We start from the raw sequence: 19,487 nt of genomic DNA on the forward strand, positions 1-19,487 counted from the left end.
CTGGTGAGTGCAGCGAGCCCCGCAGCAACCGAACCGACAGATCCGGATAAAGACCCGAAGTCAGTCTCCTGAAGGGTCAGGAACGGTCGCTGCGGGGCTCACCCACATCCTCACTGTCTCCTGATCATCAGCGACCCGCGAGGAGGCGCTCCTCGAGGTCGGCGGGCAGTCCGGGAGCGGGGCGGCGGGCCGGCACCGGCGGGCGCTGCGACGACCGCATCCACTCCCAGGTGTCGGCGACGGTGGCCTCCAGCGCCCGGGTCGTAAGCCCCAGCTCCCGGGCGCGCGTGGTGTCGACGTCCCAGGCGGTGCGCGCGGTCCCCTGCGCCAGCCACAGCGGCAGGTGCACCCACTCCTGGACCCCGGCGGCGAGCAGGTCCGCCTCGGGCACCGGGACCCAGGCGGCGTCGCCCCCGGTCACCGCGCGGCACACCTCGAGCAGCCCGCCCAGCGTCGTCATGTCGACCGGACCCTTCGCGTTCACCGTGCCGGTGCGGCCCTCCTCCGCCATCCGCACCAGCCAGCCGGCGAGGTCGCGGGCGTCCACCAGGGAGATCGGCTGGTCCAGCCCCTCCGCGGGGACGACGATGCGACCGCCGCGCGCGATGCGGTCCAGCCACCAGCCCAGCCGGTACACGTAGTCGTACGGGCCGATGACGAGCCCGGCGCGGGCGGTCAGGAACCGCTCGCCGACGGCCGCCCCGATCACCCGCTCGGCGAAAGCCTTGTTCGGGCCGTAGTCGTCGTCCTGGGTGTCCCAGGTCGGCTCGGCGTCCTCGGGGCCGAGCGGGCCCGGGGGCCAGTTCCGATAGGCGTTCAGGCTGCTGACGAAGGCGTAGCCCCGGACCCCGCCCAGCGCCGCGGCGGCGTTGCGGGCCGCGGCACGGGTCTGGCAGGAGGTGTCGACGACGAGCTCGGGCGACCACCCGGCCAGCACCCGCGGCAGGGCGTCGGGATCGTCGCGGTCGCCGTGCAGGCCCCGGGCGCCTTCGGGAGGCTCCCCCGAGACGCCCCGCGTGAAGGTCGCGACGTCGTGACCGCGCTCCAGCGCCGCCGTGGCCACGTGCCGGCCGAGGAAGGACGTGCCACCGAGGACGAGGAGCCGCATGGGCCCACCTCAGCCGAGGCGCTCCCCGCCGTCCAGCCGGTTCGCGCTCGGCGCAAGCCGGTGGGTCCGGGCTTCAGACCGCCCGGCGGTGCTCCGGGACCTGGGGCAGCGGCGTGGACCGGGCGGCGGCGAGCACCATCTGCGGCGACGGAGGCAGACCCCGGCGGGTGCACAGGCGCAGTGCCCGCGCACCGGTGAGCACGTCGGTCTCCGGGGGGACGACGAGGAGGTCGGCCCGCCGGGTGCCCTCGGCCCAGGTCAGGCAGACGACCTGCGGGTCCATGCTGCGGAAGCCGCCGGCGCGCACGGTCCGGCCCTGGACCTCCAGCTTGCGCGGGGCCGGTTCCCAGGCGTCGAGGGCGTAGGTGAACCGCTCCACCCGGACGCCGCGCCGCTCGAGAGCAGCGATCAGCTCGGGCAGCTCCGAGGACAGGTCCCGGCTGCGCGGGAACCAGGCGCCGTCGAACGCCGACCCGCCCGCCCCGGCGTCGGCCCGCAGACTCACCCGGACGTCGATCCCACCCCGGAAGCCCTCGGGCGCCGGAACCGCTCGGGTGATCGTCGTCATCAGCCTTCGGCCACCTCTCGTCACGCACTGCGGGCCTCCGCACACGACCCCGGGACGAACCTAGGGCGAGTCGCGCGTGGCACGTGCGCAGGGCGGGACGGGCGGGTCGCTCTCGCACGGCCGGTCATCACGAATCGTCACGCGACGACCACGGTGGTGGGCTCCCGAACGACGAAGGACCCCTCCGGAAAACCGGAGAGGTCCTTCGTCGCGCCGCCCGGGATCAGGCGGGCTTGGGCTTGCGGTTCTTGGACTTGCCGCGCTCGGTCTGGTCGAGCACGACCTTGCGGATGCGCACGCTGCCCGGGGTCACCTCGACGCACTCGTCCTCGGCGCAGAACTCCAACGCCTGCTCCAGGTTCAGGATGCGCGGCGGGATCAAGCGCTCCAGCTCCTCGGAGGTGGACTTGCGCATGTTGGTGAGCTTCTTCTCCTTGGTGATGTTCACGTCCATGTCGTCCGGACGGGAGTTCTCACCGACGATCATGCCCTCGTAGACCTCGGTGCCGGGCTGGACCATCATCGAGCCGCGCTCCTGCAGCGAGAACATCGAGTACGTCGTCGCCACGCCCTGGCGGTCAGCGACCAGCGAGCCGGTCGGGCGGGCGCGCATGTCGCCCAGCCACGGCTCGTAGCCCTCGAGGTTGTGGTTCAGCACACCGGTGCCGCGGGTCTCGGTGAGGAACTCCGTGCGGAACCCGATGAGGCCACGCGAGGGGACGATGTACTCCATCCGCGCCCAGCCGGTGTCGTGGTGCACCAGGTTCTCCAGCCGGGCGCGGCGGACCGCGAGCGCCTGGGTCAGGGTGCCGACGTAGTCACCCGGGGTGTCGATGGTGACCCGCTCGACCGGCTCGTGCAGCTTGCCGTCGACCATCTTGGTGACGACGGTCGGGCGGCCGACGGTCAGCTCGAACTCCTCGCGGCGCAACTGCTCGACGAGGATGGCCAGCGCCAGCTCGCCGCGGCCCTGCATCTCCCAGGTGTCGGGGCGGTCGGTGTTCAACATGCGCACCGACACGTTGCCGACCAGTTCCTGGTCGAGCCGGTTCTTGATCAGGCGCGCAGTGACCTTCTTGCCCGACTTGCCCGACAGCGGCGAGGTGTTGATCCCGATGGTGATCGAGATCGACGGCTCGTCGACGGTCAGGGGCGGCAGGGGGCGCGGGTCGTTCGGGTCGGCGAGGGTGTCGCCGATCATGATGTCCTCGATGCCGGCGATGGCGACCAGCTCCCCGGGACCGGCGCTCTCCGCCGGGGTGCGGGTGAGGCCCTCGGTGACCAGCAGCTCGGTGATCTTGACGCTCTTGATGGCGCCGTCGACCTGGCACCAGGCCACCTGCTGGCCGCGCTTCATCTCACCGGAGTGGATGCGCAGCAGCGCGAGCCGGCCCAGGAACGGCGAGGCGTCGAGGTTGGTGACCTGCGCGCGCAGCGGCTCCTCGGCGTCGTAGGTGGGCGCCGGGATGGTGTCCAGCAGCGTCTGCACCAGCGGGCCGAGGTCCGGACTGTCGGGGACGGTGCCGTTCTCCGGGCGGGTCATCGAAGCCTGGCCGGTGCGGCCGTTGCAGTAGACGATCGGGAACTCGAGGGCGTCGGCGTCCATGCCGGCGTCCTCCATGAGCTCCATGAAGAGCTCGTAGCACTCGTCGACGACCTCCTCGATGCGGGCGTCGCCACGGTCGGTCTTGTTGACCGCGAGGATGACCGGCATCCCCTTGCCCAGCGCCTTGCGCAGCACGAAGCGGGTCTGCGGCAGGGGGCCCTCGGAGGCGTCCACGAGCAGGACGACGCCGTCGACCATGGACAGGCCGCGCTCGACCTCGCCGCCGAAGTCGGCGTGGCCCGGGGTGTCGACGATGTTGACGACGACGGGGTTGCCGTCGGCGTCGGCCAGCCGGATCGCGGTGTTCTTGGCGAGGATGGTGATGCCGCGCTCGCGCTCGAGGTCCATCGAGTCCATCACGCGGTCCTGCGTGGAGTCGTTGTCCGTCCCCTCGCCCTTGGACCGACCGAGGGCGCCGGCCTGGCGGAGGAGGGCGTCGACCAGGGTCGTCTTGCCGTGGTCGACGTGGGCGACGATCGCCACGTTGCGCAGGTCGTTGCGGGTGGGCATGCGGAAGGGCACCTCGGGGAGCTCGGGATCGCGCCGCGCGGACGCGCGCGGGCATCAGGTCAACAGCAACCGATGCCGCGACCTTCCCTCCACTCTAGGTGCTCAGCGCGCGGGCATGGCCTCCCGCGAGCGGTCGATCACCCCGTAGGTCACCCCTGCGGCGGCAACAGTGACCAGACTCACCGCGAACCAGGCGGGGAAACCGGCTCCGAGGGCGAGCACGTGGGCCAGGACGAAGGCGCCGACGTAGAGCGCCGCCAGCCCGGCCGTGACCGCCGGTCCCCGTCGCCGGGCGGCGATCCAGCCGGCACCCACACCGCAGGCGGCGAACACCGCACCGCCGAGGGCGCGGATGCCGGTGCCCTGGGCGATGCCGAAGCCGGCGGCCAGGCCGACGGCGACCAGGAGCGAGGCGGGGATCCGGGCGAGGGCCGAGGTCGTCATGCCGTCCAGTCTCCTCCACCCCCACACGTGATCATGGCGCCGGAACCACCGGACCGGGGGTCCTGGTGGTCCCGGCGCCATGATCGCGCGGGAGCGAGGGCGATCAGGCGGCGCGGAGCACGGCCTCGATCTCGAGCTCGACGGAGATCTTGTCGCCGACGACGACGCCGCCGCCGTCCATCGGCATGTCGATGTCCACGCCGAACTCCTTGCGGGAGATCTCGGTGCGGGCGGAGAAGCCGGCGCGGGTGCCGCCGTAGGCGTCCGGCCCGAAGCCGTTGACCTCGAGGGCCAGGGTGACCGGCTTGGTGATGCCCTTGAGGGTGAGCTCGCCCTCGACGGTCCAGTCGGCGCCGTCGGTCTTCACCGCGGTGGAACGGAAGGTCATGACCGTGTGGTTGCCGACGTCGAAGAAGTCAGCGGACTTGATGTGCGCGTCGCGCTGCTCCTGACGGGTGTCGATCGAGTCCATGTCGACGGTGGCGGTGACGGTGGACTGCGTCGGGTCCTCGGCGGTGGTGATCTCGCCGGAGAACTCGCGGAAGTAGCCGCGGACCTTGCTGACCATCATGTGGCGGACGGAGAAGCCGACGGTCGAGTGGCTGGCGTCGATGTCCCAGGTGCCGGCGATGTAGCCGGGGATCTGGACGGAGGTGCTGCTGGTCATGGTGTCTCCCTGGTCGAGCGTCGTGCTGGGGTCGTCGGGCGTAGCGTAGTTGAGCGTTGAACTATTCCGCCAGTATTCTTGCCCCATGACCTCGACCGTGTCGCCGCAGCCCCTCCCCCCGGGTGAGCCCCGCTGGCTCGACGTCGAGGAGCAGAAGGCCTGGCGGGCATGGCTGTACAGCGCCCAGCTCCTGCTCGACCGGCTGGACCGGGACCTCACCCACCGCACCGGCATCTCGCACGCCTACTACGAGATCCTCGTCGCGCTGTCGGAGACACCCGAGCGGATGATGCGGATGAGCGAGCTGGCCGACCGCTGCCTGTCCTCGCGCAGCCGGCTCTCGCACGCCGTCTCCCGGCTGGAGGAGCGGGGCTGGGTGCGCCGGCAGGTGTGCGCCGAGGACGGCCGAGGCCAGCTGGCCGTGCTCACCGAGGAGGGGTTCGCGGCGCTCGAGGGCGCCGCCCCGGTGCACGTCGAGGGCGTCCGCCGGGAGCTGTTCGACCGACTGTCCCCAGAGCAGGTGGCGGGCATGCGCGACCTCGGCGAGACGCTGCTGCGCCACCTCGACCCCCAGCGGGTGCACCCCTCCGACTGAGGAGGTGGCGGGCAGGCCACGGCCGCACGCCGGCGGGCGGTTCAGCCCCCGGTGACGTCGTCCGGCGGCAACGGCCAGCGCGGGACGCCCGCGACCGGGCCGTCGCCCAGCCGGGCGGCGAACCGCGGGGGCCGCTTCTCCAGGAAGGCGGTCACACCCTCGGCGGGGTCCGGCCCCTCCCCCAGCTCGACCAGCGCCCGCGACTCCGCACGATGGGCGTCCCACGGCGAGGCGGCACCCAGCATCGACCAGAGCAGCTGCCGGGCGGCACCGACCGCCACCCCGCTGGTGTTGGCCACGATCTCCCGGGCGAGCGCGTACGCCGTCGACAGCAGGTCGGCGTCGGGCACCACCCGGGACACCAGCCGGCCGCGCAACGCCTCGGCCGCGTCGAACACCCGGCCGGTGGCCACCCACTCCATGGCCTGGCTGATGCCCACGACCCGAGGCAGGAACCAGGACGACGCCGCCTCCGGCACGATCCCGACCCGGCCGAAGACGAAGCCGAAGCGGGCGGACTGGGCGGCGATCCGGACGTCCATGGGCAACGTGAGGGTCGCACCGATGCCGACCGCGGGCCCGTTCACCGCGGCGATCACCGGCTTGCGCAGCGCGGCGAACGGCAGGGCGGCGACCCCGCCGGCGTCGCGCGGGAAGCCGCCGATGTCCTCGCTCAGCGGTCCCGGCGGGCGCGCCCGCGAGCGCCGGGCGGCGAAGGTGTCCGGGCCGTTCCCCAGGTCCGCGCCCGCGCAGAAGGCCCGGCCGGCCCCGGTGACCACCACGACCCGGACGTCGTCGTCGGCGTCGGCGGCCGCGGCCACGCGGGTCAGCTCGTCGGCCATGGTCAGGGTGAAGGCGTTCAGCCGCTCCGGCCGGTGCAGCGTCACCGTCGCGACGCCGTCGGCCACCTCGTACCGTAGCTCCGCGAGGTCCGTGGTCCTCACCTGCCCAGGGCGCCGACGACGGGGTCCAGGTGCTCCGCCTCGTCACCCGGCAGCAACCGGCCCGCCTTCGCCCGTCTCCACAGTTCACCCGCGTACTCCCCGGGCGAGCTCCTGACCCCGGTGCGGAACGCCGCCTCGTCGGGGCTGCCATCGACGTCCACGGGGGTACCTCCGGTCGATGAACGGGACAACGGCAGCGTGACAGGCGCCACCCGGAGCGGTCAAAGACCGTCGAGCTGCGCGCCTGCTCCTCCGGACAACGGGCATGGGCCCGTGAGGCCTGGCCGTGCCCGCGGTGGACGAGTCGACATGGCGACCCGTGGCCAGGCGGCCTCTCCGTCGGTCAGACGGCGCAGCCCTCGGGTCCGCAGGCGCCGGCACCGCCGTCGGCCATGACCAGTGGCGAACGCTCCGCCCACGCCCGTTCGAGCACCTGGAGCAGCGCCTCGGCCGGCTGGGCACCGGAGACGCCGTACTTCCGGTCCACGACGAAGAACGGCACCCCGCTGATGCCGAGCTTCCCCGCTTCGGCCTCGTCGGCACGGACGGCACCGGCGTAGCGCTGGTCGTCGAGCGCAGCGCGGACCTCGTCACGATCGAGTCCCGCCTCGGCCGCCAGCCGGACCAGCGTCTCCCGGTCACCGACCGCCTCGCCCTCGGTGAAGTAGGCGCGCAGCAGCCGCTCCTTGACCGCGTCCTGGACGCCGCGCAGGCCGGCGAGGTGGATCACCTGGTGCGCGTCGAAGGTGTTGGCCCGCACCGCCTTGTCGAACCGGAAGTCCAGCCCCTCGGCCGCGGCCTGGACGGTCATGGTGTCGGTCATCTGCTGGGCACCCAGCAGGCTCGTGCCGTACTTGGCGGCCAGCCGCTCGGCGTACTCGGTGGCGCCGGCCGGCTGCCCGGCGGGCGCCGATCGGGCGCCGGGGTCCAGCTCGAAGCTCTTCCACTCGACCTCCACGTGCTCCCGGTGCGGGAACTGCGCGAGGGCCGCCTCGAAGCGGCGCTTGCCGATGTGGCACCAGGGGCAGACGACGTCGGACCAGATCTCGACCTTCATGCCCGGGTCAACGCGATCCCCCGGCCCAGGTCTTCCGGCACGGCCCGGTCAATCGGGCGGTCCGACCCCGGTCCCCCGCGATCATGGCGCCGCGACCACCCCGGAGGCCCGGGCGGGGTCACGGCGCCATGATCACGCGGAGGGGCCGGTCAGCCGGCAGCGCCGGTGAAGAGGTCCCGGGAGACCGCGCCGGTGTCCGGGTTGTCGGTGAACATCCCGTCGATCCCGGCGTCCCAGAAGGCGGCGTGCTCGGCCAGCGCCCGGCCGTAGTCGTCGGGCGCCGGACCCTCCCGCAGCGCCGGCGGCAGGAAGGTGTTCTCGTTGCGGAACGTGTACGGGTGCACCAGCAGCCCGACCCGGTGCGCGTCGTCCACCAGCGCCGTCGGGGTCCCGAGGGTGCCGTCGGCGTTCCGCGGGATCACCTGGCCCTTCTCCGGCCCCACGCCCTCGGCGTATTCGGCGATCTCCGCGAGCCCGGCCGCGGTGGTCAGGTCGGCGTAGGTGCGCGGGTCACCGGCGGCCGTGAAGTCGTAGGGCTGTCCCGAGCCGGAGAGCAGCTGCACCAGCGGCACGCGCACGCCCTGCTCCTCGAGCTCGCGCAGGTTCGCCGTCTCGAAGGACTGGATGAACACCGGCGAGTGGTGCTTGTGCACGCGCGCCTCGCGCAGGTCGGTCATCAGCGGCTCCTCGAGGGAGAGCCCGATGCCGTCGAAGTAGGTGGGGTGCTTGGTCTCGACGTAGACACCGATCTCGCGACGCAGCTCCTTGGAGAGCTGGGCCCGCAGCGCCAGCACCTCGTCCAGCGTCGGCACCTGGTAGAGGCCGTCGTAGAGGGTGTTCTCCTCGCGCACCTCGGGCAGCCGCTCCACCGCCCGCAGCGTCCGCAGCTCGGCGAGGGTGAAGTCCTCGGTGAACCAGCCGGTGAACGGCACGCCGTCGATGGTCTTCGTCGTCCGGCGGTCGGCGAACTCCGGCCGGTCCGCCACGTCGGTGGTCCCGGAGATCTCGTTCTCGTGGCGGGCGACGAGGACGCCGTCCTTGGTGCTGACGACGTCGGGCTCGATGTAGTCGGCACCCATGCGGGCGGCGAGCTCGTAGGAGGCGAGGGTGTGCTCCGGCCGGTAGCCGGAGGCACCGCGGTGGCCCACGACGAGGAGGTCCTCGGCGAGGGCCTCGCCCGGCTGGGCGGCCGGCGGCCGGGGGGCGGCCGAGGCGGGGACGGCGGCCGGCGCGACGAGGGCGACGGGGACGGCGACCGCGACGGCGGCCACCGTGGCGCGCAGACGGCGTGCTTCGAGCATCGGGACTCCCGCGGGCTCGGACGACGACCCTCGCCGCCGGCTCCGCACGTCGATCCCATCCGGTCCGGATGACCACCCACGGGTCCCCGGGCGAACTGCGGGTGACGAACGGGCGGCCCTCCGGGGGCGCACCCGGCTCAGCCGGCCCAGACCTCCGAGACCCGGGACACGACCCGGGCCGCCTGTGCGCGGCCGGCCCGCGCCGCGGGCTCCCGCGCCGCCGGGTCGAGCACGTTGCGGCCGATCGCCGTCCGGCTGGCCTGGTCCGGAGCGACCACGGCCACCCGTGCCAGCATGCCGCTGACTTGGGCGTCGACGCTGGCCAGCGGGCCGACGCCGCGCGGGATGGGAGCCAGCACGACCAGCCGGTCGTAGCCGTGCGCCAGGTCGGCGTTGGCCGCCGACCGCATGCCGCCGTCGACGTAGCGCCGCCCGTCGATCGTGACCGGCGGGTAGACCCCCGGCACCGCGCAGCTGGCGGCGACGGCCTGCAGCAACGGCACGCCGGAGCCGCGGTCGAAGGTGCGGAACTCGCCGGTGGCGGCATCCACCGCGGTGATCGTCAGGTCGCGCTCGGGCCAGTCCCTGCCGACCAGCCGGGAGCCGATCACCTCCAGCCGCTCCTGCTCCGACGGAGTCAGCCCGGCCTTCTCCGCGGCCAGGGCCAGCGCACCGATCCGGCGCCGGAACTCCACGTCGCGACCGCGGCTGATGAGCATCGCCCACCCGTAGCGGGCCAGGTTGCCGCGCGTCATGCGCGCCACCTTCTCCTGCGCCGGCGGCTCGAGCTGGCGGGCGTACATCTCCTCGAGCGGTGCGCCGCTGGTGACCTGGGCGCCGACGACCGAACCCGCCGAGGTCCCGACGACGAGGTCGGCACCGGTGAGGTCGACGCCTGCCTCGGCCAGGCCGGCGAGCACGCCGATCTCCCAGGCGATGCCCGTGATGCCGCCGCCGCCGAGCACGAGTGCGGTCCGCTGGTCGCTCATGGCGGCCATCCTCGCAGCCGTCGGACCGGTGGACGGACCCTCGACAGAGCGTGTGACGTGGGCCACGCTGTGCTCCGAGCTACGTCGACGAGAGGAAACGCATGACCACCGTGCAGTCCGCCCCGGCCCCGGCAGCCGCCAGCTGGCCGCCCGGACTCCCCCGGTCGCTGGACTACCCCGGCGTGCCGGTGGGCTCGATCCTGCGGGCTGCCGTCCGGCGCTGGGGTGACCGGCCGGCGTTCATCGACCACGACGTGCCGCTGACCTTCACGGAGTTGGGCGCACGGGCGCACGCGGTCGCCGGCTGGCTGGCCGACCACGGGGTCGGCCCGGGCGACGTCGTCGCGGTGCACATCCCCAACTGCCGGCAGTACCCGCCGCTGTACTACGGGATCATGCTGGCCGGCGCCACGTTCTCCCCCACCAACCCGCTGCTGCCTTCCGCCGACCTCGCCGCACAGCTCGACGACGCCGGGGCGACCGTCCTGGTCACCTGGGACCAGGTGCTCCCCTTCGTGCGCGGCGCACTCGCCCAGACCTCGGTCCGCACCGTCGTGGTTACCGGGGAGGCGCACACCCTGGACTTCGCCGCCCGGCTCGGCGGCCTGGAGGACAGCGACGTCGACCTCTCCGACCTGTTGTCCGGCGATCCCACCGACCGGCAGCTGGACGCCGGCCTGGACCCCGCCGAGGCGCTGGCGCACCTGGCGTACACCGGCGGCACCACCGGGGTGAGCAAGGGCGTGGAGCTCCCGCACCGCAACGTCGTCACCAACGTGCTGCAGTCCGGCTGCTGGACTTCCGGCTCCCTGCCGGCCCTCGACGAGCACGGCGACGTGACGCTGGAGCAGGTCGGCAGCCCCGACGAGTACCCGACCCGGCTGGGCGAGGCCCGCCTCGTCAACCTGACGCCGTGGTTCCACGCCATGGGGGCGATCGGCTACCTCAACGGCATGGTCATGGGCGGCACCACCACGATCATCCACATGCGCTTCGACCCGGTGAAGTACGTCGAGGACGCGATCCGGTACGACGTGACCGGCATCGGCGGCGCCCCACCGGTCTTCGTGGCGCTGCTGCAGGTGCCGGGCTTCGCCGACCACGACTGGTCGCGGGTGCGCGGGGTGTCCAGCGGCGCCGCCCCCCTGCCGGTCACGCTGATCGAGCGGCTGCAGGCGCTGCTGCCCAACGCCGTCATCGGTGAGGGCTACGGGCTGACCGAGGTCACCATGCATGCCACCGGCAACCCGACGTTCCGCTCGGGCACGCGCAAGCCGGGCACGGTGGGGCTCCCGGTCTTCGACACCGAGATCACCATCCGGCCGCTCGGCGGCGGCGACCCGCTGCCGGCCGGCGAGCGCGGCGAGGTGTGCATCCGCGGTCCGCAGGTGATGCGCGGCTACGCCCACCGGCCCGAGGCCACGGCCGAGTCGATCGACGCGGAGGGCTGGTTCCACACCGGCGACGTCGGGATCCTCGACGAGGACGGCTACCTGTCGATCGTCGACCGCACCAAGGACATGCTGCTCTACAAGGGCTACAACGTGTTCCCGCGCGAGCTCGAGGAGATCCTCTTCGGCGTTCCGGGAGTGGCCGGCGCGGCCGTCGTCGGGCGGCCCGACGAGGGGGCCGGGGAACTCCCGGTTGCCTACGTGGTGCGCAAGGCCGACGACGCCGGCGCGGCTCTCACCGCCGAGTCGGTGATGGCCGCGGTCAACGACAAGGTGACCCCCTACAAGCGGCTGAGGGACGTGACGTTCATCGACGCCATCCCGGTCTCGGCGGCCGGGAAGGTGCTCAAGCGGGAGCTCGCGGCACGCGAACGGGAGTCGCTCCAGGCCTGAGGAGTCGGGCGCGTCGTCGCACCCGTTCGGGTGCGGCGACGCGCGACCTGGGCTCCCGCTCACTACTGTCCGCGACGTGGACGAGGAGCAGCGAGGCGGTCTGGAGACCGAGCACACCGGCGTACGGATCGCCCACCTCGAGCAGTCCCCGGTCCGCCAGGTGTGGCGGCGGGTGGTCATCGCCGCGATCGTCCTGGCCGTCGTCGTCCTGATCGTCTACATCGACCGGGACGGGTACGAGGACAGCAAGGGCGGCCCCATCTCCCTGCTGGACGCGACGTACTACGCGACGGTCTCCCTCTCCACGACCGGGTACGGCGACATCACGCCCGTCACCCCCGGCGCCCGGCTGGTCAACGTCCTGCTGATCACGCCGCTGCGCATCATGTTCCTGATCGTCCTCATCGGAACGACCCTCGAAGCGCTGACCGCCCGGTCACGCGAGGAGTTCCGCATCCGTCGCTGGAGGTCCCGCGTGCGCCAGCACGTCATCGTGTGCGGCTACGGCACCAAGGGCCGCAGCGCCATCCGCTCGCTCATCGCCAACGGCACCACGCCGGACAAGATCGTCGTGGTCGACCCCGAGCCCCGCGCCATCGACGAGGCCAACTCGCTCGGGCTCACCGGCATCATCGGCGACGCCGGCCGCACGGAGGTCCTCCGCCGCGCGTCGGTGGAGCGGGCCCGCGCGGTCATCGTGGCGGCCAACCGGGACGACGCCTCGGTGCTCATCACCCTGACCGTGCGCCAGCTCAACCCCAGCGTGCCGATCACCACCTCGGTCCGGGAGGAGGAGAACGCCAACCTGCTCCGCCAGTCCGGCGCCGACACCGTCATCACCACGTCGGCCACCTCCGGCCGGCTGCTGGGCCTGTCCACCGACGCACCGCGCGTGGTCGCCGTCGTCGAGGACCTGGTCACCGGCGGGCAGGGCCTGGACCTGCACCAGCGTCCGGTGACCGCGGACGAGGTGGGCCTGGGTCCCCGTCAGCTGCGCGACATCGTGCTGTCGGTGACCCGCAGCGGGCGCACGCTGCGCTTCGACGACGCGCTGATCGGCACGCTGCAGCCCGAGGACGTGCTCGTCGTGGTCAAGGCCCACGAGCCCGGCAAGCCGATGCGGCCGCCGACGCAATGACACTGCGATCCTCCGGATCGCACCGCCTCCAACTGCCGTTCCCCCGCTGATCTGAGCCGTTTCGTCGTGCCTGCGCGGACCCCTCCGGGGCCCACTCGGCACGACAAGGCAGCCAGGGTCTCCTCTGGGGAGCCTCCGGCCCCCCGTCGTCGGGACCCGCTCCGCGGAGCCAGGCCGTCCCTCGGGGACCCTTCGGGCCCCGCTCGGCACGACCTACGCGAGCACCCAGGTCTTCGTGGGCTCGTCACGGCCCCGTAGTTCGATCTCCCTGCCGGGTGCCCAGTGGGGTCGCTCGTCGGCTCCGGCGGTGAGGACCGTGGGCTCGCTGGCCACCGCGCGGCCGGGGTGGTCCTTGGCCAGCTCGGTGAGCCGGGCGGCCTCGTTCACCGGGTCCCCGATGACCGTGTACTCCAGCCGGCTGGCCGCCCCGACCTGCCCGGCCCACACCCGGCCGCAGGCCACGCCGACGCCGACGTCGACCTCGCCGGCATCGGCCACGGCCGCGCAGATCCGGCGGGCGGCCCGCAGCGCCGCGCCGGCCGGATCGGGGTGGTCGGTGGGGGCGCCGAACACGCACAGGGCGGCGTCGCCCTCGAACTTGTTCACCAGTCCGCCCTCGCCCTCGATCGTGTCGACGACGATCTCGAAGAACCGGTTGAGCAGCCCGACCATCTCCTCGGGGCCGGTGCGGCGCACCAGCGACGTGGAGCCGGCGATGTCGACGAACAGCGCGGCGACGGTGCGCTCCTCACCGCCGAGCGAGACGCCGGTCGCGAGAGCCCGCTGGGCGACGCTGGTGCCCACGTGCCGGCCGAACAGGTCGCGCAGCCGCTCCCGCTCGGCCAGGCCGGCGGCCATCGAGTTGACGCCTTCCTGCAGCAGCCCGATCTCGCCGGCGTCGTCCACCACGACGTCGACCTCGTAGTCCCCGGAACCCACCTGCTGCACGGCCTGGCGCAGCTCCCGCAGCGGCTGGCCGACGGCACGGGCGATGAGCAGGGTGGCCAGCGCCCCGACCAGGAGCGCGACCACCACCAGGAAGACGACGGCGTTCCTGCCCGGCCCACCCGGGTTGCTCGGGTCCAGGTGGAGCAGGACGACGCCGAGCATCGGCACGCCGCTGGTGAGGCCCCAGGTGAGCAGCAGCCGGATCCGGACGCCCAGCGTCAGGGCGCCGACGGGCGGGTGCTCGGCCAGCGCCCGCGCGGTGACGGCCCGCGCCACGCGGGCGACGAGCAGGTAGGTGACACCGGCGGTGACCACGCCGCCGAGGATCACCACGACGGCGACGCGTGCCCCGACCCGTGCATCGGGGAAGGAGAAGGCCGCCACCGTGCCCATGAGGATCGCGGCGATGAACCAGACGCAGGCGGCGATCAGCGCGGTGTCCAGCGGCAGCCGCAGCGCGTGCCGGGCCTCCTCGCGGGTGGGCGCGCGGCCGGCCATGAGCCAGCGGTTCGTGACGCGCTGGCGCCGCAGACCGGCGACCGTGGCCGCCGGGAGGGCGACCACGAGGTAGGCCGCGGCGGCCCAGAGCACCTCGGCTCGCCCGGATCGGCCGCTGCCGTCCTCGACGCCGAGCAGCAGCAGGATCACGGTGCCGACGCCGACCATGTTCGAGACCAGCACCAGCGAGACGATCACCGGCACGGCCAGCCGCCCGCTCGGGGCCCAGGTGGCCAGGAACGCCAGCCGACGCCGCGCGCCGTCCCGCGCCTCCGTGCGGAGGCCGGGGCCGTGGTCGGTCACGGTCGGCGCAACGAGGGCTGCCGGTCCCGGGTTCCGGGACCTCCCCCGATCGTGATCACGACGTCATGGTGCGCGATCGCCGTCGGCTGCACCTCCCCGGTTCCCCGAACGGAGGACGTGCGCGTCGGACGACGGCGCTCGCGGCCGCTCGGGATGACGGTGGCCTGCCCTACGGTGACCGCCGACACCCACCGCCACCCGTGGAGGCACCCGTGACCGCTCTGGAGAACCGTCCGCGCACCGCCCTGCTGGTGATCGACGTGCAGAACGGCGTCGTCGGGGAGGCCTGGGAACGCGATCGCGTGGTGGCCAACATCCGGCAGCTCGTGGACCGGGCGCGCAGCGAGGACGTGCCGGTCCTGTGGGTGCAGCACTCCGACGACGGGCTGCCGCAGGGCTCGCCGGAGTGGGAGTACGTCCCCGAACTGGAGCGGCTGGAGGCGGAGCCGCTGGTGCACAAGACCTACGGCGACTCCTTCGAGGCCACCGACCTGGAGGAGCGCCTGGCCGAGCGCGGCGTCGGACGGCTCGTGATCGCCGGTGCGCAGACCGACGCCTGCATCCGGTCGACTCTGCACGGCGCCCTGGTGCGCGGCTACGACACGACGCTGGTGGCCGACGCGCACACCACCGAGGACATGCGCCAGTGGGGCGTCCCGATCGGCCCGGCGGAGGCCATCGCGTACACCAACTCCTACTGGGGGTTCGCCTCCGCGCCGGGTCGCACGGGCAGCGTCGTGCCGACCGCGGAGGTGGACTTCTCCGGCGTCTGACCGGCCGGCGCCGCTTCCGGCCGGAAACCGCTCGACCCCCGATCTACGGTGCAGTGATGACCACCGGTCCGCGCATCGAGCCGATCACGCCGGCCAACGTCGAGGCCGCGATGGCCATCCGCGTGCGCCCCGACCAGGAGCACGCGGTCGATCCGGTCGCGACGTCGCTGGCCGAGGCGTACGCGCACGGTGAGGTCGCCTGGCCGCGGCTGATCGTCGACGGCGACCGCCCGGTCGGCTTCCTCATGGCGTTCCTGGACATCGACTGGCTCGGGAACGGCACCCGGTCCGACGTCCGCTCGGGGCTGTGGCGGCTCAACATCGCCGCCGACGAGCAGGGCCGCGGCTACGGTCGGTTCGCGGTCGAGGCGGTGGCCGCGGAGATCCGCCGTCGCGGGGGCACGACGCTGTTCACCACCTACCACCCGGGCGAGGACGGGCCGGGCGCGTTCTACCTCCGCCTCGGGTTCCGGCCGACCGGCGAGACCTCCGGCGACCAGACGGTGGCCGTGCTGGACCTGGACTGACCCAGGACGCACGAGAGCCCCGGTCAGCCGACCGGGGCTCTCGCACGCAACAGGGGTGGTGGAGGTGGCGGGAATCGAACCCGCGTCCTTCGACGTATGGCCAGGGCTTCTCCGAGCGCAGTCCGCTGTCGCCTCTGCTCGACCCCATCGATCACACGGACATGTTCGATGTGACGGGCCCAGTCGCTGTTGGGTGTCCCCCACGTGTCCGCGACCGGCACGTGCGGTGAGTCATCTAGCTGATGCCAGGATCCGGGCCGATGACGAACCCGGGCTGACAGACTCGCTCAGCTACCGTCAGGCAGCAAGAGCGAAGTCGCCGCGCTTAGCGTCGGCATTTGTGGTTTGCGACGGGTGGTTAACGAGATCATCGTCGCCTTCCTCGGCTCGCTTCCCCTGGTCAAGCGACCGAAGTCGAGACCATTCACCCCCTGTGTAGTTGTGCAGACAGCGTAACGGAGCGGGCAAGGCCGATGTTCCGCCGCGTCTCCGGCCGGCCGAGTGGGCAGCTGCTGTCGCTCGACACGCCGCGGGTCGGCGTGCCGGGCAGCATCGACTGCGCACTCGACGCGCGCGGGCGGTGCGTCAGATCCAGTCGCGGCGCTTGAAGACGGCGTACAGCGTTCCGCTGACGCCGACCATCGCCACCAGCGCGAGCGGGTAACCCCACGCCCAGTGCAGCTCCGGCATGTGGTCGAAGTTCATCCCGTACACCGTCCCGACCAGGGTCGGCGCGAAGAGGATGGCCGCCCACGCGGAGATCTTCTTGACCTCCTCGCCCTGCGCGATCGAGGCCTCGGTGAGCTCGCGGATCTCCTCGTTCTGCCGCTGCGCCACAAGGGTGGCGTTCACCGTGAGGATGTCGCGCAACTGGAGCCGGAAGGCCTCCACCCGCTCGTTCACCTGGACCACGTGGTCGGCGACGTCGCGCAGGTAGCTGCGCAGCTCCTCGTCGACGCCGTACTTGTCGAAGCCGGCCGTGATGGCGGCGAGGATCCCGGTCAGCGGCTGCGCGGCCCGCTGGAACTCCAGCACCTCCTGCGAGAGCTCGTAGATGCGCCGGGAGACCCCCGGGTCACCACCGAACACCTGGGTCTCGATCTCGTCGATGTCGTTGGCCAGCCCGTCGACCACCGGCCGGTACCCGTCGACGACGGCGTCCAGCGTCGCGTAGAGCACCGCCTCGCTGCCCTTGGCCAGCAGCGCGGGGTCGCTCTCCAGCCGGCGCCGCACCCGGGACAGGTCCGGCGACTCGCTGTGCCGCACGGTGATCGCGAAGTCGCGGCCGAGGAACAGGTGCAGCTCCCCGAACTCGACCTCCTCGGCCGCGTCCACGTAGCGGGCGGCCTTGAGGACGACGAACAGCGTGCTGCCGTAGCGCTCGAACTTCGGCCGCTGGTGGGCCTTGATCGCGTCCTCGACGGCCAGCTCGGGCAGGTCGAACAGCTCCGCCAGCGAACCGAGCTCCCCGGGTTCGGGCCGGTACAGGCCCAGCCAGGCCAGCCGCTCCTCGCCGAGCGAGAGCTCCTCGCGGCTCTCCTCCGCCGTGGCCGGCGTGGCCACCCGGCGGCCGTCGGAGTAGACGGCGTTGTCCACCATCCGGGACGGCGCCGGCGGGGCCGGCGGCGCGGGTGCGGGCGGGCGGTGGACGGGCGGGACCAGTTCCGGCCGCGGACGGCGGGTGAGGGTGGACAGGGCGGTCAACGGCACGCGGCGGCGTTCGACCATGACGGGCTCCCGGGACGACGGTGTGGCGGGGTGCTGACGGCCACCCTTCAGGGGCCCGCGGCGAGCCTGCGAGGCGTGGGGGGAAGGGTGGTCCTTCTACTCGGGTTCGGTACTCGGAGGTTCGCTGCGCACGACGTCCTCCTCCCGGTCCCGGCCACCGTCCTCGTGACACGGCCGTCGCCCATGGTCCCACGGCCGGCGGGCGGTCTTGCGGGTGTCGTCGCTCACACGGGTGAGCCGCCGGCGGGTCAGCCGACGGAGCCCAGCACCAGGTCGACCAGCAGCGGCAGCAGCAGCACGATGAGCAGCGCGCCGAGCACGTCGAAGGAGATCCCCGACCTGATCATCTTGGTGATCGGCACGACGCCCGATCCGTAGACGATCGCGTTCTGCGGGGTCGACACCGGCAGCATGAAGCCGAAGGAGGCGGCGAAGGTGGCCGCCAGCGCCGGCACGAACGGGTTGATCCCCGCCGCCATGGCCACGGGGATGATGATCGGCACGACGACGGCGGCCGACGCGGTGTTCGACGTCGTCTCGCTGATGATGATCGCGAGGATGACGGCGAAGACGGTGATGGCCAGCGTGCTGGTCAGCCCCAGGGAGTCCGCCGATGCCTGGCCGATGGTCTCGGCCAGACCGGTGCTGGCCAGCAGCGAGCCGAAGATGATGCCGGTGCCGAACAGCAGGATCGTGCCCCAGTCGATCTTCGCGGCGTCGCTCCAGTTGAGCGTGAACTCCCGCTTCTTCCACTCCGTCGGCAGCAGGAAGAGCAGCGAGGCGCCGAGGACGGCGACGATGCCCTCGTCCAGCCGGTCGCTGATGGTCGCGTAGAGGTCGGACTCCGTGCCCGCGGTCAGTGCGATGACGCCCGGGAAGATCCACAGGGCGACGGTGGTGCCGAACGCGATGAGCGTGTTGCGCTCCGCTCCGGTGAAGGGGCCGATCTCGGCCCGCTCCTTCGAGACGTACTCGTGCACGCCCTCGATGCGCTTGATCTCCGGCTTGTTGACCAGCAGCAGGACGATGGTCAGGGCGACGAACATCAGCGCGCAGATGGGCAGCGCCATGAGCATCCAGTCGAGGAAGCCGATGCGCTCGCCGGTCGCCTCCTCGATCAGGCCGCGGCCGATCAGGTTGGGCGGGCTCCCGACCGGGGTGAGCAGACCACCGACGCCCGCGCCGTAGGCCAGCATGAGCATCAGCGCCACGCCGACCCGCAGCCGCAGCGGGTCGAAGTCGGACTTCACCAGGTCCTTGTCCTGCAGCAGCTTGGCGATGACCGACAGGATCCCGATCGCCGTCGGCAGCAGCATGGCCACCGTGGCCGTGTTCGAGACGAACGCCGACAGCACCGCGGTGATGAATCCGAAGGCGATGATCACCCGCGCCGTGGAGGCCCCCACCCACTTCAGCGACAGGATGAACATCGCGAAGCGCCGGGCCACCCCGTGCTTGAGCATGGCCGCGGCCAGGATGAAGGCGCCGATGAAGGTGAACACCGTCGTGGAGCCGAAGGGGGCCAGCGCGTCGTCGGCGGGGACGACGCCGAGGACGACGATCGCCCCGACCCCGATGAGGCCGCCGACGGGGATCGGCACCGGCTCGGTGATCCACAGGACGATGACGCCGAGCAGCACGGCGGCCAGCAGGTGCTGGTCACGGGGCAGGTCCAACGGCAGCAGCGCGAACACGATCGTGACCACCGGGGCCAGGAAGAGCCCGACGGTCCGCCGGCCCTTCTCGAACCGCTCCTCGGCGGGGCTGAGCTCCTGCTCTCCCAGGCTGCGGTAGGTCGCGCTCCCCCGGAAGGCCGCGTCGACGTCGGTCCGCTGGGCCTGGACCTTGCCCTGTTCGCGTTCGGTCGCGGTCATGGTGCCCCCCGGCGTCTGCAGATGTGCTCCGAACGATAGGCAGCGACGGACCGCTCAGCGACCCG

18 protein-coding genes and 1 other RNA gene are annotated in these 19,487 nt (G+C 72.6%); 5 read left to right on the top strand and 14 right to left on the bottom strand.

The genetic code is table 11. The features are described 5' to 3' along the window. Positions 1-127: 127 nt before the first annotated feature. From C5507_RS19300 to C5507_RS19320, 5 genes are all read right to left on the bottom strand, one after another. Positions 128-1,108 (bottom strand): NAD-dependent epimerase/dehydratase family protein, encoded by a 981-nt coding sequence (locus C5507_RS19300; protein ID WP_104530129.1) that lies wholly within the window; start codon positions 1,106-1,108, stop codon positions 128-130. Between the two features lie 73 nt (positions 1,109-1,181). Further along, positions 1,182-1,676, bottom strand: coding sequence for a DUF5994 family protein (locus C5507_RS19305; protein ID WP_104530130.1), 495 nt, complete (start codon positions 1,674-1,676; stop codon positions 1,182-1,184). A 223-nt stretch (positions 1,677-1,899) separates the two neighbouring features. After that, positions 1,900-3,792 (bottom strand): translational GTPase TypA, encoded by a 1,893-nt coding sequence (typA, locus tag C5507_RS19310; protein ID WP_104530131.1) that lies wholly within the window; start codon positions 3,790-3,792, stop codon positions 1,900-1,902. A gap of 102 nt (positions 3,793-3,894) precedes the next feature. Next, positions 3,895-4,236: a hypothetical protein gene (locus tag C5507_RS19315; RefSeq protein ID WP_104530132.1), complete on the bottom strand. Its 342-nt coding sequence runs from the start codon at positions 4,234-4,236 to the stop codon at positions 3,895-3,897. Positions 4,237-4,339: 103 nt separating this feature from the next. Beyond that, positions 4,340-4,903: a YceI family protein gene (locus C5507_RS19320; protein WP_104530133.1), complete on the bottom strand. Its 564-nt coding sequence runs from the start codon at positions 4,901-4,903 to the stop codon at positions 4,340-4,342. 85 nt (positions 4,904-4,988) lie between these two features. Between C5507_RS19320 and C5507_RS19325 the strand changes: the two genes are divergently transcribed. Beyond that, positions 4,989-5,498 (top strand): MarR family winged helix-turn-helix transcriptional regulator, encoded by a 510-nt coding sequence (locus C5507_RS19325; RefSeq protein WP_104530134.1) that lies wholly within the window; start codon positions 4,989-4,991, stop codon positions 5,496-5,498. A 41-nt stretch (positions 5,499-5,539) separates the two neighbouring features. On the opposite strand, the gene C5507_RS19330 is transcribed toward C5507_RS19325, so the two are convergent. The 5 genes from C5507_RS19330 to C5507_RS19345 all read right to left on the bottom strand — a co-directional run bounded on the left by C5507_RS19330 (position 5,540) and on the right by C5507_RS19345 (position 9,789). Continuing rightward, on the bottom strand, positions 5,540-6,442 hold the full coding sequence (locus C5507_RS19330; protein ID WP_104530135.1) for an enoyl-CoA hydratase-related protein: 903 nt from the start codon (positions 6,440-6,442) through the stop codon (positions 5,540-5,542). Continuing rightward, entirely contained in the window at positions 6,439-6,603 is a 165-nt protein-coding gene (locus C5507_RS22495; protein ID WP_158657651.1) for a hypothetical protein, read from the bottom strand. The genes C5507_RS19330 and C5507_RS22495 overlap by 4 nt, the downstream gene beginning before the upstream one ends. 182 nt (positions 6,604-6,785) lie before the next feature. After that, positions 6,786-7,499, bottom strand: a complete 714-nt coding sequence (locus tag C5507_RS19335) for a DsbA family oxidoreductase (RefSeq protein WP_104530136.1) — start codon at positions 7,497-7,499, stop codon at positions 6,786-6,788. 149 nt (positions 7,500-7,648) lie between these two features. Then, positions 7,649-8,800, bottom strand: a complete 1,152-nt coding sequence (locus tag C5507_RS19340; protein ID WP_104530137.1) for a glycerophosphodiester phosphodiesterase — start codon at positions 8,798-8,800, stop codon at positions 7,649-7,651. Between the two features lie 137 nt (positions 8,801-8,937). Continuing rightward, on the bottom strand, positions 8,938-9,789 hold the full coding sequence (locus C5507_RS19345) for a patatin-like phospholipase family protein (protein ID WP_104530138.1): 852 nt from the start codon (positions 9,787-9,789) through the stop codon (positions 8,938-8,940). A gap of 101 nt (positions 9,790-9,890) precedes the next feature. On the opposite strand from C5507_RS19345, the gene C5507_RS19350 reads away from it, so the two are divergent. Then, a complete protein-coding gene (locus C5507_RS19350; protein WP_104530139.1) occupies positions 9,891-11,633 on the top strand; it encodes a class I adenylate-forming enzyme family protein in 1,743 nt (580 codons plus the stop codon). Positions 11,634-11,709: 76 nt separating this feature from the next. Beyond that, a complete protein-coding gene (locus tag C5507_RS19355; protein WP_207225622.1) occupies positions 11,710-12,771 on the top strand; it encodes a potassium channel family protein in 1,062 nt (353 codons plus the stop codon). Between the two features lie 213 nt (positions 12,772-12,984). Here the strand turns inward: C5507_RS19355 and C5507_RS19360 are convergent, their stop codons facing one another. Next, positions 12,985-14,520, bottom strand: coding sequence for an adenylate/guanylate cyclase domain-containing protein (locus C5507_RS19360; RefSeq protein WP_207225621.1), 1,536 nt, complete (start codon positions 14,518-14,520; stop codon positions 12,985-12,987). Between the two features lie 212 nt (positions 14,521-14,732). Between C5507_RS19360 and C5507_RS19365 the strand changes: the two genes are divergently transcribed. Both C5507_RS19365 and C5507_RS19370 read left to right on the top strand, forming a co-directional pair. Continuing rightward, positions 14,733-15,293, top strand: coding sequence for a cysteine hydrolase family protein (locus C5507_RS19365; RefSeq protein WP_104530140.1), 561 nt, complete (start codon positions 14,733-14,735; stop codon positions 15,291-15,293). 56 nt (positions 15,294-15,349) lie between these two features. Beyond that, positions 15,350-15,820 (top strand): GNAT family N-acetyltransferase, encoded by a 471-nt coding sequence (locus C5507_RS19370; protein WP_104530141.1) that lies wholly within the window; start codon positions 15,350-15,352, stop codon positions 15,818-15,820. A 56-nt stretch (positions 15,821-15,876) separates the two neighbouring features. Here the strand turns inward: C5507_RS19370 and ssrA are convergent. From ssrA to C5507_RS19385, 3 genes are all read right to left on the bottom strand, one after another. Then, positions 15,877-16,252: a transfer-messenger RNA gene (ssrA, locus tag C5507_RS19375) on the bottom strand. A gap of 153 nt (positions 16,253-16,405) precedes the next feature. Next, positions 16,406-17,548 (bottom strand): magnesium and cobalt transport protein CorA, encoded by a 1,143-nt coding sequence (locus C5507_RS19380; protein WP_104530142.1) that lies wholly within the window; start codon positions 17,546-17,548, stop codon positions 16,406-16,408. A gap of 248 nt (positions 17,549-17,796) precedes the next feature. Beyond that, the gene (locus C5507_RS19385) at positions 17,797-19,422 is read right to left on the bottom strand and encodes an SLC13 family permease (protein ID WP_104530143.1); all 1,626 of its coding nucleotides are present in this window, start codon (positions 19,420-19,422) and stop codon (positions 17,797-17,799) included. Between the last annotated feature and the right edge of the window lie 65 nt (positions 19,423-19,487).

This window comes from Blastococcus saxobsidens (assembly GCF_002938435.1).
GTDB lineage: Bacteria > Actinomycetota > Actinomycetes > Mycobacteriales > Geodermatophilaceae > Blastococcus > Blastococcus saxobsidens.

Bases quoted from the DNA above. Each gene is read 5' to 3' on its own strand.
- C5507_RS19335 (WP_104530136.1), bottom strand. From the start codon at position 7,499: ATGAAGGTCGAGATCTGGTCCGACGTCGTCTGCCCCTGGTGCCACATC.
- C5507_RS19380 (WP_104530142.1), bottom strand. From the start codon at position 17,548: ATGGTCGAACGCCGCCGCGTGCCGTTGACCGCCCTGTCCACCCTCACC.
- C5507_RS19340 (WP_104530137.1), bottom strand. From the start codon at position 8,800: ATGCTCGAAGCACGCCGTCTGCGCGCCACGGTGGCCGCCGTCGCGGTC.
- C5507_RS19300 (WP_104530129.1), bottom strand. From the start codon at position 1,108: ATGCGGCTCCTCGTCCTCGGTGGCACGTCCTTCCTCGGCCGGCACGTG.
- C5507_RS19370 (WP_104530141.1), top strand. From the start codon at position 15,350: ATGACCACCGGTCCGCGCATCGAGCCGATCACGCCGGCCAACGTCGAG.
- C5507_RS19385 (WP_104530143.1), bottom strand. From the start codon at position 19,422: ATGACCGCGACCGAACGCGAACAGGGCAAGGTCCAGGCCCAGCGGACC.
- C5507_RS19350 (WP_104530139.1), top strand. From the start codon at position 9,891: ATGACCACCGTGCAGTCCGCCCCGGCCCCGGCAGCCGCCAGCTGGCCG.
- C5507_RS19345 (WP_104530138.1), bottom strand. From the start codon at position 9,789: ATGAGCGACCAGCGGACCGCACTCGTGCTCGGCGGCGGCGGCATCACG.
- C5507_RS19320 (WP_104530133.1), bottom strand. From the start codon at position 4,903: ATGACCAGCAGCACCTCCGTCCAGATCCCCGGCTACATCGCCGGCACC.
- C5507_RS19325 (WP_104530134.1), top strand. From the start codon at position 4,989: ATGACCTCGACCGTGTCGCCGCAGCCCCTCCCCCCGGGTGAGCCCCGC.
- C5507_RS19305 (WP_104530130.1), bottom strand. From the start codon at position 1,676: ATGACGACGATCACCCGAGCGGTTCCGGCGCCCGAGGGCTTCCGGGGT.
- C5507_RS19315 (WP_104530132.1), bottom strand. From the start codon at position 4,236: ATGACGACCTCGGCCCTCGCCCGGATCCCCGCCTCGCTCCTGGTCGCC.
- typA (WP_104530131.1), bottom strand. From the start codon at position 3,792: ATGCCCACCCGCAACGACCTGCGCAACGTGGCGATCGTCGCCCACGTC.